General features: G+C 40.3%; 15 protein-coding genes. 11 read left to right on the plus strand and 4 right to left on the minus strand.

Going from position 1 to position 15879, the window contains the following annotated elements:
• Positions 1-216: 216 nt before the first annotated feature.
• Positions 217-1173, minus strand: coding sequence for a D-2-hydroxyacid dehydrogenase (locus ADA55_RS20075; protein ID WP_048687104.1), 957 nt, complete (start codon positions 1171-1173; stop codon positions 217-219).
• 120 nt (positions 1174-1293) lie between these two features.
• Between ADA55_RS20075 and ADA55_RS20080 the strand changes: the two genes are divergently transcribed.
• The 5 genes from ADA55_RS20080 (at position 1294) to ADA55_RS20100 (ending at position 6727) form a co-directional block, all read left to right on the plus strand.
• On the plus strand, positions 1294-1842 hold the full coding sequence (locus tag ADA55_RS20080) for a GNAT family N-acetyltransferase (RefSeq protein WP_048687106.1): 549 nt from the start codon (positions 1294-1296) through the stop codon (positions 1840-1842).
• Between the two features lie 221 nt (positions 1843-2063).
• A complete protein-coding gene (locus ADA55_RS20085) occupies positions 2064-3521 on the plus strand; it encodes a CoA-acylating methylmalonate-semialdehyde dehydrogenase (protein ID WP_048687107.1) in 1458 nt (485 codons plus the stop codon).
• 71 nt (positions 3522-3592) lie between these two features.
• Positions 3593-4933 (plus strand): aspartate aminotransferase family protein, encoded by a 1341-nt coding sequence (locus tag ADA55_RS20090; protein WP_048687109.1) that lies wholly within the window; start codon positions 3593-3595, stop codon positions 4931-4933.
• A 287-nt stretch (positions 4934-5220) separates the two neighbouring features.
• Positions 5221-5835, plus strand: coding sequence for an NUDIX hydrolase (locus ADA55_RS20095; RefSeq protein WP_048687110.1), 615 nt, complete (start codon positions 5221-5223; stop codon positions 5833-5835).
• A 94-nt stretch (positions 5836-5929) separates the two neighbouring features.
• Positions 5930-6727, plus strand: coding sequence for an endonuclease I family protein (locus ADA55_RS20100; RefSeq protein ID WP_048687112.1), 798 nt, complete (start codon positions 5930-5932; stop codon positions 6725-6727).
• A gap of 62 nt (positions 6728-6789) precedes the next feature.
• Here ADA55_RS20100 and ADA55_RS20105 read toward each other — a convergent pair whose 3' ends face one another.
• From ADA55_RS20105 to ADA55_RS20115, 3 genes are all read right to left on the minus strand, one after another.
• Complete coding sequence (locus ADA55_RS20105; protein ID WP_048687113.1) at positions 6790-7848, minus strand: lactonase family protein; 1059 nt, start codon at positions 7846-7848, stop codon at positions 6790-6792.
• Between the two features lie 142 nt (positions 7849-7990).
• Entirely contained in the window at positions 7991-9757 is a 1767-nt protein-coding gene (gene ade, locus ADA55_RS20110; protein ID WP_048687114.1) for an adenine deaminase, read from the minus strand.
• A gap of 25 nt (positions 9758-9782) precedes the next feature.
• Entirely contained in the window at positions 9783-10235 is a 453-nt protein-coding gene (locus tag ADA55_RS20115; RefSeq protein ID WP_048687127.1) for a nucleoside deaminase, read from the minus strand.
• A gap of 259 nt (positions 10236-10494) precedes the next feature.
• Between ADA55_RS20115 and ADA55_RS20120 the strand changes: the two genes are divergently transcribed.
• From ADA55_RS20120 to ADA55_RS20145, 6 genes are all read left to right on the plus strand, one after another.
• Positions 10495-11397: an AEC family transporter gene (locus ADA55_RS20120; RefSeq protein WP_034307016.1), complete on the plus strand. Its 903-nt coding sequence runs from the start codon at positions 10495-10497 to the stop codon at positions 11395-11397.
• A gap of 247 nt (positions 11398-11644) precedes the next feature.
• The gene (locus ADA55_RS20125) at positions 11645-12055 is read left to right on the plus strand and encodes a hypothetical protein (RefSeq protein ID WP_048687117.1); all 411 of its coding nucleotides are present in this window, start codon (positions 11645-11647) and stop codon (positions 12053-12055) included.
• A gap of 424 nt (positions 12056-12479) precedes the next feature.
• Complete coding sequence (locus ADA55_RS20130) at positions 12480-13208, plus strand: amino acid ABC transporter ATP-binding protein (RefSeq protein ID WP_048687119.1); 729 nt, start codon at positions 12480-12482, stop codon at positions 13206-13208.
• 19 nt (positions 13209-13227) lie between these two features.
• On the plus strand, positions 13228-14055 hold the full coding sequence (locus ADA55_RS20135) for a transporter substrate-binding domain-containing protein (RefSeq protein WP_048687121.1): 828 nt from the start codon (positions 13228-13230) through the stop codon (positions 14053-14055).
• Positions 14056-14161: 106 nt separating this feature from the next.
• Positions 14162-14800, plus strand: a complete 639-nt coding sequence (locus ADA55_RS20140) for an amino acid ABC transporter permease (protein WP_048687123.1) — start codon at positions 14162-14164, stop codon at positions 14798-14800.
• A gap of 14 nt (positions 14801-14814) precedes the next feature.
• On the plus strand, positions 14815-15465 hold the full coding sequence (locus ADA55_RS20145) for an amino acid ABC transporter permease (RefSeq protein ID WP_034307000.1): 651 nt from the start codon (positions 14815-14817) through the stop codon (positions 15463-15465).
• The last annotated feature ends 414 nt before the right edge of the window (positions 15466-15879 follow it).

A 15879-nucleotide genomic window follows, 5' to 3' on the forward strand; every position in this document is an offset into this window, starting at 1 on the left:
GCGTTAAACCATTTTACTTTACCTTGTTCCATTGTTGTTGCCTCCTAGTGTGAATCCACACATTGTGTTACTACCCTTGCTCAATCATTAGACGAAAAGTTTTTCACTTATCAATCTTCCCGAACAAAAATAATTCTTTTTAAATATAACAGATAATGTCGGAATCTGCAAGCTAACAAGGGAAGATTATTAATGTATACAGAAAATGAACAATTCTTAATACCCTTTTTTGTAATCAAGTAAATTTGTTGAAGGTGTTTTACCATTTAGATAGTCCTTTAAATTTGGGATGAAAATATCCTGAATTAGCCTTTGGTCGTAAAATTCCGTATTTCCGGATGTGTGCGGCGTGATGATTACGTTGTTCAACTCCCATAAAGGGCTATTCTCAGGAAGTGGCTCCGTTTCAAACACATCAAGACCAGCACCTGCAATATCTTTGTCCTTAAGCGCTTGAATCAATTCGTTTTGAATGACGAGGTTTCCCCTTCCTATATTAATGAAAAATGCGGAGCGCTTCATTAAATTGAATTCGTTTTTACCAAACATATTCCTTGTTTCTGGGGTCAAAGGTAATGTCACGACAATATAATCACACTTAGGAAGAAGATCAATCAATTGTTTTTGTGTGAACATCTCATCTACAAATTCTTCTGATTCACCGGAATGGCGCATCCCTAATACGGTCATGCCAAAAGCCTTGGCAATTTTGGCGGTTTCCTTTCCGATTTTCCCGACACCGATGATTCCTATGGTCTTTTCATGAATTTCCTGCTTCATATGTGCGTGATGCCAGGTCTTTGTATGCTGTTGCTTAATATATGTATCTGTTTTTCTTGTTAAGGCAAGCATTAACGCGAAAATAGTCTCTGAAATGGGATACGCATGAACGCCGTTTGCAGTTGTAATCTGAACATTCATTTGTTCTAAATTTTCCAGGGGTAAAGCATTCACTCCTGCGCTCCATGTCTGGATCCATTTAACATCGCTTGCAGCGATCGATACAGACATTTCCGCTTTCCAGCCTGCGATCACTTCTGCATCGGCAATATGATCTCTCCATTTTTCCGGAGATCTCCCTGTGATAACAGTCCACTCGGGAATCAATTCTTGGATCTTCTGTAATAAGATTTCATTCAAATTTTGGCTTATTATGAGTTTTCTTTTTGGCATAATTATCCTCCTGGATATTTTTTCTGAATTATACGTAAGTTTCGATAATATTTCAATTGGAAAGGCGATTGCTTACCAATCTTGCTATAATACTAATAATCAATGGAATGGGGTGTAATCATGAACGTGAAAGAGATATATGGACAGCTGCCTGCCCTGGAATCAAAACGATTGATCATGAGGAAAGTCACCATGAATGATGCCGAAGACATGTTCGCTTATGCATCCAACAATGAAGTTTCCCGTTACGTCACATGGGAAGCCCATCGTTCCCTAAGTGATACAAAAGATTTTATCCGATTTATCCTTCAAAATTATGAGGATAAGAAAATCGCTCCATGGGGCATAGAACACAAGGAAAGCGGTAAGTTGATTGGTACCATTGATTTTGTTTCATGGCAGGTTGACCATCATAGTGCGGAAATAGGGTATGTGCTTGCACCAGAATATTGGGGGAGTGGCTTGATGACGGAGGCAGCCCAAAAGATAATCGCCTTTGGCTTCGAAAATATGAACCTAGTTCGAATACAAGCAAGGTGCTTCGTTGAAAATTCAGGTTCAGAGCGAGTCATGCAAAAGGCTGGTATGTCTTTTGAGGGAATAATAAGAAAAGGAATGTTCGTCAAGGGGAAGCATCAAGACCTAAAGCTATATTCCATTATAAAATGATGGCTGCGAAGTCAGCTGATTAAAGGGAAAGTAATAAGAAAAATATACATCGTTTGCGAAGTGTGAATTTCTGTTGTTGATTATGATGGATATGGGAAAGCCAGAAACAAACAATATGTGCAAATATTGAATCAAAAACTATACAAAACGTCTAATGTAAAAAGTCGTTTTGAAAAATATAATGAAACTATGAAATCGTGTTGAAATGGAGGGTTTATTTAATGACAGTTATCAATGAAGTAGAAACGTTGAAAAATTATATCGGTGGCAAATGGGTTGATTCCACAACTTCGAAACATGAACAAGTGCCTAACCCGGCAACAGGAGAAGCATTGGCAATCGTACCCCTTTCAACTAAGGAAGATGTAAACCAAGCGGTGGAGGTTGCTAAAAAGGCGTATAAAGAATGGAAAAAGGTCGCCGTTCCAAAAAGAGCTCGCTTCTTATTCCGTTACCAGCAATTACTGATTGAACACTGGGATGAGCTTGCAAAGCTGGTCACTATCGAAAACGGAAAAAGCTATACAGAAGCATATGGTGAGGTTCAGCGCGGGATTGAATGCGTGGAGTTCGCAGCAGGTGCCCCTACCTTGATGATGGGAAGTCAGCTTCCTGATATTTCCCCAGGCATTGAATCTGGCATGTATCGTTATCCAATGGGTGTCGTTGCCGGGATTACGCCGTTTAATTTCCCGATGATGGTGCCATGTTGGATGTTCCCGCTGGCAATAGCTTGTGGAAATACGTTTATCTTAAAACCTTCAGAACGGACACCGCTTTTGGCCAACCGTCTCGTGGAATTATTGACAGAAGCCGGTGTTCCGGATGGTGTTGTCAATATTGTCCATGGTGCCCACGATGTCGTGAATGGGATATTGGAACATGAAGACATTAAAGCGGTATCATTTGTGGGATCCCAGCCTGTCGCAGAGTATGTATACAAAACGGCCGCTGCCAATAAAAAACGTGTCCAGGCTTTATCGGGTGCGAAAAATCATTCGATCGTCATGCCTGATGCAGATTTGGATAATGCGGTAACGAACATAACGAATGCAGCTTTCGGATCTGCAGGCGAGCGCTGCATGGCTGCGTCAGTGGTTGTTGCGGTGGGAGAAGTGGGAGATACGCTCGTTGAGAAATTAAAGGCTGCAGCGGATAACATCAAGATTGGAAATGGAATGGATAAGGACGTTTTCCTGGGACCTGTAATCCGTGATACTCATAAAAAAAGAACAGAACAATACATTGAAATCGGGGAAAAAGAAGGAGCTGTCCTCCTTCGTGATGGCAGGAATGAAGGCGATCAGGAAAAAGGCTATTACGTTGGACCGACATTATTTGATCATGTAAAAACAAACATGAAAATATGGAGTGATGAAATTTTTGCTCCTGTCTTATCCATAGTACGAGTTAATACTCTTGAAGAAGCAATTGAATTGACCAATCAATCCGAATTTGCCAATGGTGCCTGCCTCTATACGGATAGTGCAAAAGCCATCCGTGAATTTCGCGAAGAAATTGATGCAGGTATGCTTGGCATTAACCTTGGGGTACCCGCGCCAATGGCATTCTTTCCATTTTCCGGATATAAAAGTTCGTTTTATGGGGACCTTCATGCCAATGGGAAAGACGGCGTGGAATTTTACACCAGAAAGAAAATGTTAACGGCAAGATACTGATAGGAAAAAGGGGGTCGGCGCAATTTGTGGTCGGCCTTCCTTTATACATTATTTTAGGAGGAGTGTAGCTTATGCAGGTTGAAAAACAGGGTCAGGATCTTAAAGCGATGGATGGTAAGTATGTATGGCATCATATGAAAGGGGCTGAACCCACCCCTGGTGCAATGGTGATTAAAAACGGGCAAGGAGCATGGATTACGGATGTTGATGGGAATCGCTTCCTGGATGGGATGTCTGGTTTATGGTGTGTCAACGTCGGTTATGGCCGCACGGAACTGGCTGAAGCAGCTTACGAGCAGCTGAAGGAACTTCCATATGCCCCTTTAACGAATAGCCATATCCCGGCTATTAAGCTAGCGGAGAAATTAAATGAATGGCTTGGTGGGGATTATGTGATTTTCTTCTCTAACAGCGGTTCAGAAGCCAATGAGGCGGCCTTTAAAATTGCGCGGCAGTATCATCAGCAAAAGGGTGAACATGGACGCTATAAATTCATTTCGCGTTATCGCGGCTATCATGGCAATTCAATGGGAGCCCTGTCAGCTACCGGGCAGGCACAGCGAAAATATAAATACGAACCTCTCGCCCCAGGGTTTCTTCATGTATCACCGCCAGATTCTTACCGAAATCCAGAGGATGAAAGCGGTGAAAAAAGTGCAGCGGAAATTGAACGTACCATTACATGGGAGCTGAGCGAAACGGTGGCTGCGGTCATCATGGAACCAATCATCACCGGGGGCGGAATTTTGATGCCGCCCGATGGATATATGAAACGTGTCAAAGAAATTTGTGAGAAAAATGGTGTCCTTCTCATTTCGGATGAGGTCATTTGCGGGTTCGGCCGTACTGGTAAGAAATTCGGATTTATGAACTATGATGTAAAACCAGACATCGTAACAATGGCTAAAGGAATCACGAGCGCTTATTTGCCATTATCAGCTACTGCCGTCAAACGTGAAATTTATGAAGCGTATATTGGCTCAGACGTTTATGACCGCTTTCGGCATGTAAATACATTTGGCGGCAATCCTGCTGCCTGTGCCGTCGCTTTGAAGAATATTGAAATATATGAAATTGAAAAACTAATAGAACGGTCCAAGGAGTTAGGGCTACGCTTTCTGCAAGAGTTTGAAGAAATCAAATCTCATCCCAATGTTGGGGATGTACGCGGGAAAGGTTTGTTGGTAGGCATTGAACTAGTGGAAGATAAACTGACCAAACAGCCGATCGAACTTTCCAAAATCAATAAAGTCATTGCTTCATGCAAAGAAAAGGGGCTGATCATAGGGAAAAATGGCGATACAGTAGCAGGTTTCAATAATATCCTGACTCTTGCTCCCCCGCTTAGTATAACTGAAGAGGATTTTGCATTCATCATAGCGACGGTAAAGCGAACGTTAGCTGAACTATAAAAATAAAATGAAAAAACAGAATATTCAACGATTTCATGTATGTGCCTGTTGATACACATAACTTGCTTTTTAAATGAGGCTGATACGTCAGTTTTAGCGCCGTTCGGAACTTTGAACGGTGCTTTTGTCTATGATCAAGGAAGAATAAGAGGTAAAGGAATCTAATAGAAATTATAGGCGATATTTTGGAATCGTTTTCCTTGCTTAGTTAAAGCGGATGTTCGAAAATGGAATGATAAGGAGTAGTGATAGAATATCTATATTATCCGGCAGAAGAGGTGAGGGACATGAATAATGAAGATATAACAAAAAAATTAACATTACATATCCCTGAAATTTTAGGGAGTGGGAATTTTTCAAAGTATGCTGTATTGGTACCGCTAATAGAGAAAGAAGATGGAATTCATGTTCTTTTCGAAGAGCGTTCACACAAACTGAGGAGGCAGCCGGGGGATATATGTTTTCCGGGTGGGAAAATAGACAAGCTGGATCATGATGAACAGGCTGCTGCCCTAAGGGAAACATATGAGGAACTTAATTTGCGAAAAGAAGATATCGAAAACGTCTTTCCAATCGATTATTTGGTATCTCCATTCGGGATGATTGTCTATCCTTATGCAGGATTTGTTCGTAACCATCAACGGATAATACCTAATCCAGCTGAGGTAGAAACCATTTTTACGGTCCCGCTTTCCTTTTTCATGGAAAAACCGCCAGAAATTTATCATGTGGAATATAAAGTGGAACCGCATGCAAACTTCCCCCATGATTTAGTCGTTGGCGGGGAGAATTATAAACGGCAGCCAAAACAGATGGAAGAGTATTTTTACTTATATAATGGTCGGGTAATCTGGGGAATGACAGCGAAAATCCTTACCCATTTTATTGAAATTCTTCGTTAGACACTTCTAAAGCACCTTTTTTTTTCGGTCTATTTCTATTAAGCTTTTATTATGGTAAAAGTTAGGTTTTTAATAGAAGCGGGGGGATGAGTGGATGAAGTATAGTTTTGAAGTACTTGAAAAAGAACGGGAAATGGCAATGGCTGCACTAGTCAACTTCAATGAAAACCGCGAATACTATGATGAAACCAAAGATCAGGAACTTAAGCTGGCATACTACAAAGATGGTTCCTTGGACCGGGAAGGATTGAAGGACCTACTTGTGGCAACCCATAAAAACCAGCTGAACTACTCACCGCATCGTCATGTTTACCCATGGGTGGACTTACAGGAAAATGGCCAGCTGAAAAGTCTGTATTCCGGTAAAGGGATGGATCCTGCACAAGTGATTGAGGAAGATATCCGTATACTGGAAGTGTTGTCAAGAGGTATTGAATCAACAAATTCGGAGAATATTCTCGTTAATTGTGAACATGTAGTACCTCAATCATGGTTCGATAAAAAAGAACCGATGAGGGGGGATTTGCATCATCTGTTCGCCTGTGAACCAACGTGTAATAGCAGCCGGAGTAACTATCCATACCATGATTTTGAGGATTATATCCCTGAAAGATCGGCTGCCGGTATAAAAGCGGGTTGCGGGAAATCAGACGAAAGTAAATTCGAGCCCGAATACGGAAAAGGGATCGTGGCGAGGGCAACTTTGTATTTTTTACTCAGATATGAGGGAATCATCGATAGCGGCAAAATCGACCTGGCACTGCTTTTGGAATGGCATCGGCTTTTTCCCGTCAGCACTTATGAAAAACATAGAAACCTCGCTATACATGAAATGCAGGGTAATCGTAACCCATATATAGATTTTCCCGAAATGGCAGAGAATTGGAATTAAAGTAGGGCATAAAAAAGAGGATTGAAGCTGCAGTTAAAGCTTCAATCCTCTTTTATTATGAATTATAAGAATTTAACGCAAACAGGGAAGGGAACTTGAACATCCTTTTGCAATAATGTTAATTTTCCGTCATGCTCATTCCGGGCATATAGTGTCAAGTTTCCTGATTGTTCATTAGAAGCGATCAGAAATTTTCCGCTAGGGTCCAATGAAAAATCACGCGGCCAATGTCCTTCGGTGGAAACCAGCTGCACGAATGCCAGTTTGCCTGTTTCTTGATTGATTTCGTAAACGGCAATACTATCATGTCCGCGGTTTGCGGCATATATGAATCGCCCGTCATCAGAAATATGAATGGCGCTTCCTTGGTTATTTTCCTTGAAATCTTCCGGGACGGTCCGTACCGTTTGCAATTCAGAAAAACTACCGGTTTGACTATCGAAGCTCAAAACAATCACTTCTGGTACAAGTTCTGCCATGACATAAGCAAATTTACCGTTTGGGTGGAAGGTCAGATGCCGTGGTCCGCTGCCGGGAGCAACAGATAAGCTGTTTACTTCTTCCAAAACCCCATTATGTATTTTATAGGTTATTACTTTATCTATTCCGAGGTCGACAACAGCAATGAACCTTTCATCCGGCGTGAAACCAGCGAAGTGAGTGTGTGCTTTTTCCTGACGTTCTTGATTCGGTCCATGCCCTTCATGTTGAACAGTTGATGATACAGGCAAAGGTGTCGCATCGTCATGAAGCGGATATGATTCAATCACGCCTTCTCCATAACTGGAAGTGACCAAAACCTGTTTCTTGCTGTCGACACTTATATGGCAGGAAGAGCCATTTGGTGTCAGTTGTTTGCCTAAGAAGGTAAGCTCACCTGAATCTTCACTAATCGAATAGGATGAAACTCCACCGCTGCCAGCTTCTTTTAAAATGGCGAAGAGATTCTTTTTGTCCTGGCTGATGGCGACATAAGTCGGATCGGTCAATTCTGCTGCAAGAACCGGTGTGCTGAGCTTTCCTTCTGCTGTATCTAAAGTAAATCGGTAAATGCCTTCGCTGTTTCCTTTTGTGTAAGTGCCTATGTATCCAATGAAGTTCTGTTGATCATGTTTTGCCATATTTATCTCCTCCAAGAAAGATTTGTGTTTATTATTATTTTAACATAGATGATGCCCATATATCCTTTTCCCGTTTTATGTTGAGTCGGAACCTTTTTCTTTTTAAATTTTTTTAGATGAAAAAAAAAACCCGACTATCGGGTTAATTTAAATCGACTGGCTTTGAGGCTTCGAGGGGGATATGCCTAAACTCAGAAACGGAAAATAAACCCTGATCCGTCAGTTTGATTTCAGGGATGACAGGTAGCGCCAAGAAGGCAAGTGTAAGAAAAGGGTTGAAATGCCTGTTAGAACCGAGTTTCAATAAGGCTTCATCGATGTGCTTCAATGAATGGACCACATCCATATAATTGCATTCACTCATCAAACCAGCTATTGGAAGGGGAAGGGAGGCTAGTATTTTTCCATTTTGGATTACAGTCAATCCACCCTGCATTTTTTTGATTTCCTTAGCTGCCAGAAGCATATCCTGGTCATTCGTTCCGGCAATGATCAAATTATGTGAATCATGGGCTACTGTCGTGGCAATGGCTCCTGATTTCAACCCGAGCCCTTTGACGATTCCCAGGCCCACTTGTTTGGTCATATGATGCCGTTCAATAACAGCAAGTTTTAGATGATCAACATGTTCGGAGAACTGAAATAATAGACCATCATGATTAAGTGTGACCGGTTCAATCGAATGCTTTGTAATCAAGCTGTTTGGAGTTATCTCAATAATATTAGCGAACTCATTTTTAATAGGTATCGCGAAATCATCTCCGGTTATTTCATGAAATTGAACAGAGTGCTTCAACCCGTCGGTAATAACCTGTTTCTCATCAGCTGGATAGTTAAGCAATCGATTATTTTGTACCATAAGCTTTCCATCTTTGAAGACCGAATGGAGGATGACTGAATCAAGATCATCCAGTAGTAGGAAGTCTGCCTTGTATCCAGGTGCAATTGCACCATGTTCCTTTAATCCAAAGCATTCCGCTGCATTAATGGTCGCCATTTGAATGGCGGTAATTGGCGGGACACCTGTTTCTATGGAAAGTCGAACGTTGTGATCGATACTTCCTTCAGAAACTATATCATCTAGGTGCCGGTCATCGGTGACGAATAAACAACGGCGGGAGTTCTTCTCATTAATAACTGGAATCAGGTTAATTAAATCTTTGGCGACGGTGCCTTCCCTGATCATAAGATACATTCCTTTACGCAGTCTTTCTTTTGCCTCTTCCGCTGTAGTGCATTCATGATCTGTTTTAATGCCTGCACTTAGATAAACATCGAGCTGTTGTTCGGATAATCCAGCTGCATGGCCATCGATGCTTTTGCCCAGTCTGTTTGCATCGTATATTTTTTGCAGCATATCTTCATCTGTATGTGAAACGGCGGGAAAATTCATTATTTCGGCTAAACCAAGCACTCTTGGGTTTTGATAAAAGGAAATTAAATCTTCACTTCTTAAGACTGCACCAGAATGTTCAAACTCCGTAGCAGGTACACAAGAGGGCATCATGAAGTAAAAATCAAAAGGAAGTTGATCGGATTGTTCAATCATATATTCCATGCCCTTTTTGCCAGAAACATTGGCAATTTCATGAGGATCCGCAACGATGCAGGTCACACCATGTAAAAGGAGGATTTTTGCAAGTTCATAAGGCCTGACCATCGATGATTCTATATGAACATGGCCATCAATGAAGGAAGGGCATACGAATTTTCCTGCAGCATCGATTTCCGAAGTACCCTCATAACGCCCAATTCCAGCAAAGTAACCATCGGCGATCGCAATGTCGCCTGTATAGATATCGCCATTGAAAACATCTATGATTTGCCCGTTCTTAATGACGCAATCTGCAGGTGTTCTTCCTGTTGCAACGTCAATTCTCCTTTTAAGCAAGTTTTTTTTCATATTCATAACCCCTTTGGCCATATATAACCGGTTAATATTTCACTTTTTCCGTATTGGTTTCCCATGTTCGGAATGGTAAATCGTGGTCATTAAAAGACAATTGTTTCATTTTAATCTTGCGGTTTTCCATTGGCAGGGCAAGTTCTTGGTAGATAAAGTGATCATCAAAGCCAATAACTGCAGCGTCTTCTTTAGTGCATGCGTAATAAATGGCTTTTGGACGTGCCCAATAAATAGCACCGATGCACATGGGGCATGGTTCGCAGCTAGTGTAAATTTCACAATCTGTAAGCTGGAAGCTGTCGAGATTCCTGCATGCATCACGAATCGCCTGTACTTCGGCGTGCGCTGTAGGATCGTTGGCCGTTGTCACATTATTACATCCTCTGCCTACGACTTTGCCATCTTTTACGATAATAGCACCAAAAGGACCTCCGTTCTTAGCCAGTACATTTTCATTTGCAAGTCGAACGGCCATTTCCATGAATTTTACATCCACTAAAAAAACACCCCTTCATAATATTAATAACCCAAAAGTGTTAATGTTACGTTTTTTAACGTAAATATAATAAACAATATATCATATGTCTAGGGAAATTGAATATTGTTTTCTGAAAATAAAGAAAAATCAAATTATGTTGGGGTTTATGAGTGTAATCAAAAGAATTTAAAAGAATTTTTACAAATAATTATAAAACTGATATTGTTAGAAGAAAATCATTAGAATTATGAAGGTGATATGCATGGGTTTTTTGGGAGTTCTATTACCGATATTCGGTATATTTGTTTTAGGTTTCATCGGTCAGAAAAAGTTTAATCTTGATACAAAATCGATTTCCACGATGGCATTATATTTAATGTCACCTTTTCTCGTGTTCCGGACTTTTTATTCCGCAGAATTTACGATTAATTATTTTTACCTGTTCTTATTCACGATAGTACTTTGCCTTTCTCTCATACTGGTAGTCTACATTATATCTTTTTTTCGCAATTATACAGTCACTGAAACAAGCGGCATGATATTGGCATCGGCATTCATGAATAACGGGAATTACGGTACACCCGTCATTTTCCTGTTATTCGGAGCCGCAGGACTCGATTATGCAATCATCCTTATGGTGGGACAGCAGTTAGTGATGTGCACGATCGGCATTTATTTCGCAGCAAAGGGCAGTCCTGAAGGAAACGGAGTTCAAACAGCAATTAAAGCGGTTTGTCGAATGCCAATTGTTTATGGAGCTATTGCAGGAACAGTATTTCAGTTCGTGAACATACCTTTAAGCAATTCGGTTATGGAAGCTATTAATCTTGTTGCAAACGCAGCTATCCCAACAATCATGATTACACTGGGAATGCAGCTGGCCAACATTTCCCTGAAAAAAATTGCTTATCGAAAGCTATCAGTTTCACTTCTTCTTAAACTTGCCGTTTCACCAGCAATTGCCTTCCTGTTATCACTCGCCTTGCCAGTGGGTGAAATGGTCAGGCATATCATGATCATCGTAGCTGCCATGCCAACAGCGGCCAACACTACGATGTATGCGCTCCAATTCAACACGGAGCCTGAATTCGTTTCAAGTGCTACATTCATCAGTACATCATTAAGCCTGATTACGCTTCCCATCATCTTTTTCTTTGTATTATAGAAGATTATGATTCTAATTATGTGGGCAAACTTATTATAAACACTAATCGGAGGTCGTGATCCAGCCAAATTATCGGCATTGCCCTTTATGACCAAATCTTGGGCTAGGTACCCATCGCGGTTTATGAACTTATGCCATTAATTTAGGTGTTGATGAAATATTTCAACAATTTCATTTTAATATTAAATTGTAGCTTATTAAACTGGTGTTTGGTATTTTAATGCCAGTATTTGATTGGAGGGGTTTTGTGTTCCAGACTGAAATTAAATTGATTAATCCTGGAAAGATTGATGCCATACTAAAGGAAATCGTCCTGAAAACCTTTGAAGAAGCACTGGAAGAAAAACTCTTGCTATGCATGGAGTGCGGAGATGTCGATTTTTATATCGCGTATTCAAATAATGAGGAACTTCAAGATGCGATTAATGAAAACTTTGAAATTGATGAATGTGGTGAAATCATGAAAATAGATGAGCATCAGGAACTTATGGATGATTTATACGATTATTTCTTGATCATACATAAGGAAAGTGATTTGTTTGACTTTTTTCCAGTAGGTCCATATACCCACAATGGGGAAATTCATGAATCAGATACCGATATGCTGGCGCCAAGGGGTTTGTATTCAGCACCATTTGAAGATGCGATAAAGGAGTAATACGAAAAGACAGCAAATGCTGTCTTTTTGTATTATTAAAAGCATATTCAGTTTTCGGGAAATAAAAGATTTTTTTACAAAAAGAGGGATTTTTTTTGTAGGATATCAGTTTGAATTTACCAGTTTTATGAAATATAGCAATAATATCATGAAATATGATATCGTTTTTAACAATTTAAAGTTTATATGGTAATTTTAAGAAATATTATATATAATAAAAAATGTGAATATTGAATATATTATTTGAATTACTAGTTTAAAATAACAATAAAAATGGACTTTTCACAATGAATTATGAAATATTGGGAAATAATTTTTGAAGAAAGGATTATACATAAGATTTGTTTCGAGTTAAAAGAGTGATATATTACGCTTTTAGAATTCTGATTATTATAAATTTTCAGTTTTGGGCAGGGGGCTAATTATGATAGTTTTTGACCGAGTGAATAAGTATTATGGCGATTTCCATGTATTGAAAGAAATTAATCTAACAATCAAAAAAGGGGAAGTGGTAGTGGTCATCGGACCTTCCGGATCAGGAAAAAGTACACTGCTTCGATGCATTAATCGTCTAGAGACCATTTCGCAAGGTTCCCTTTCAATTAATGGTCTAAATGTAGCGGATAAAAAGACGGACATAAACAAACTTCGTCGGAATATCGGTATGGTTTTCCAGCATTTTCACTTATATCCCCATAAAACAGTGCTCGAGAATATCATGCTTGCTCCCAGGAAAGTCCTGGGGCAATCCGAAGAGGAAGCGAAAAAGATTGCACTGAAGTATTTGGACAAAGTGGGGATTGGAGATAAAGCGAATTCATTTCCTTCTCAGCTTTCAGGTGGACAGCAGCAACGGGTAGCGATTGCCAGAGGTTTGGCAATGGGGCCTGAAATCATGCTATTTGATGAACCTACCTCAGCCTTGGATCCAGAAATGATTGGCGAGGTACTGGATGTAATGAAAGCACTTGCCCATGAAGGTATGACGATGGTGGTGGTCACGCACGAAATGGGATTTGCCCGTGAAGTAGCGGATCGAATCGTATTCATGGACGAAGGCAGGGTTTTAGAAGAGGCATCACCGGCTGAGTTTTACGCCAATCCTCGTGAAGAGAGGGCTCGTTTATTCCTTAGCCGTATATTAAATCATTAAAAAAACAGGGGTGAATTACATGTTGAAGAAAAAGAAATGGTTAAAATTATCTTTGCTATCCTTACTGGCTGTCATTTTATTAGCTGGATGCGGCGGGGGGAACGATTCAGACAAAGCTGAAGAGGGTGGAGGCAAAGACAAAGAAAAGGATGTTCTCGCACAAGTGAAGGAAAAGGATAAAATCGTTTTTGGGGTGAAAAATGATACAAGACTATTCGGTTTGAAGAATCCTAGTACTGGAGAGGTTGAAGGCTTTGATATTGATATTGCTAAAGCTCTTGCAGCAGAAATCCTTGGTGATGAGACTAAAGTTGAATTTAAAGAAGTGACTTCTAAAACCAGGATGGCCTTATTGAATAATGGTGATATCGATGCGATTGTAGCGACCATGACAATCACGGAAGATCGTAAAAAAGAAGTAGACTTCACAGATGTTTATTTCGACGCCGGACAATCTTTGTTGGTCAAAAAGGGCAGCGATATCAAGGGTATTGATAGTTTAAAAGGGAAAAAGGTATTGGCTGTCAAAGGCTCTACTTCTTCCATAAATATCCGTGAAAAAGCTCCTGAAGCACAAGTGCTTGAATTTGAAAACTATTCCGAAGCGTTCGCTGCACTTAAATCCGGACAAGGGGATGCATTGACAACGGATGATTCCATCCTTTATGGAATGGCAGATGAAGATCCGAGTTATGAGCTTGTTGGCGGTACATTTACGGAAGAACCTTATGGTATTGCCGTGAAAAAAGGAAATGCTGAATTTGTTGAAGAGTTGAATAAAGCCCTTAAGTCTCTTAAAGATTCAGGCAAGTACGATGAAATCCATGATAAATGGATTAAACATTAAACATTTCAGCAAATGGATATGGGAAGTTGACCTTAAATAACATTTGAACATTTGTCTGTGAGGATGAGCGTTTTGCTCATCCTTACTAGTTAAAGGAGTGTATGCCGTGCTTGATTTCTCCATTTTAACAGAGAATCTGGATATGTATTTATTAGGCTTTAAAAATACGATCATGTCGAGTTTGGTCGCGTTGATAGCGAGTTTGATTCTTGGTGTGCTAATTGCCATCATGCGGATTGCACCATTAAAGCCACTAAACTGGCTGGGTACCGCCTATGTTGAGTTCATTCGGAACATCCCGTTATTGATCATTACCTTTTTCTTCTTTCTCGGTCTTAAACTAAGCGGGCTATACGCCGGTACATTGGCCTTGACCATTTACACTTCATCTTTCATAGCTGAGGCAATTCGAGCAGGCATACTTTCTGTGCCAAAGGGTCAAATGGAAGCTGCCCGTTCATCAGGTCTGACTTATGGACAGGCAATGAGGCTCGTCATTCTGCCGCAGGCCGTTAAAATAGTCATTCCTCCTTTAGGAAACCAATTTATCAATCTAGTAAAGAATTCTTCCATTTTGGCCGTTGTTGCAGGACTCGATCTTATGTACCACGGGGACTTGATTTCTTCAAGGACATTTGTCGTGTTTGATGTGTACATTTTCGTGGCAGCGTTTTACTTAATTCTTACCATTCCTTTAAGTTTTGGCGTTGGTTATTTGGAAAAACGTCTGGCTAAGAGTAATTGAGGGAGGTATAAGATATGGATTTTGCAGGTGCCTATACACCAGATAATCTTAAGTTTTTATTAGAAGGATTTTGGGTAACGCTCCAGGTAGCTTTTATATCCATTATTCTAAGTTTCATTATTGGCGGTCTTGTAGGTATAATACGATACGCAAAAGTGCCGGTGTTATCACAAATATTAGCTTTGATTGTAGAAACTGTACGTAATTTGCCTCTGTTATTAATCATATTTTTTACGTATTTTGCTTTGCCGGAGATACGGATTAAACTGGAAATCATTCCAGCAGCCATAGTTGCCTTGACAATTTTCGAGTCAGCCATGCTTTCTGAAGTCATTCGAAGTGGGCTAAAATCCATTGATAAAGGCCAAATGGAAGCTGCCCGTTCATCAGGTTTGAGCTATACACAGGCATTGATACATATTATTCTGCCCCAAGCGCTGCGCCGCATGGTTCCTCCTATTGTCAGCCAATTCATTTCTTTATTAAAGGACACCTCTTTAGCTGTTGTCATCTCTTTACCGGAGCTGACGCATCATGGTCAAATCATATATGGACAAAGTCAAAAGTACTTAATACCGATTTTGATCCTGGTGGCTCTCATGTATTTCATAGTTAACTATAGCCTTTCTTTGGTAGCCCAGAGACTTGAATTGAAACGAACCTAAAAAAACGACTCAGAAATGAGTCGTTTTCTATTTGTCTAGGAGATTCGGAAGTGTCTCACCCTCAACCTTGTTTTAAAACTTGTTTATACTCCATGATCCATACAGTCAGCGAAAAAGGAGCGGACTTCTGAAATCGACTGGAATAAATATTTTAAGAAGAAACCGTAGGCTGGACTCATTCGAACCGAGTTTAAGACTAGGTTATCCTTCATGATTTTATAACTGTAATCCTCAATGGATGGAAGAAATTTGCGACACTCCTGCCGAAACACTGGCTAGCCGAGACCCCACAGGCGCTTGTGCCGAGGAGGCTTGGCAGACAGGCAGCGGAAAGGGAGCGGATTTCTGGAATCAACTGGAATGTTGTTTTAAGAAAAAACCGTAGGCTGGACTCATTCGAACCGAGTTAAAGAC

This window comes from Bacillus sp. 220_BSPC, from assembly GCF_001054655.1.
Classification (GTDB): domain Bacteria; phylum Bacillota; class Bacilli; order Bacillales; family DSM-1321; genus Peribacillus; species Peribacillus frigoritolerans.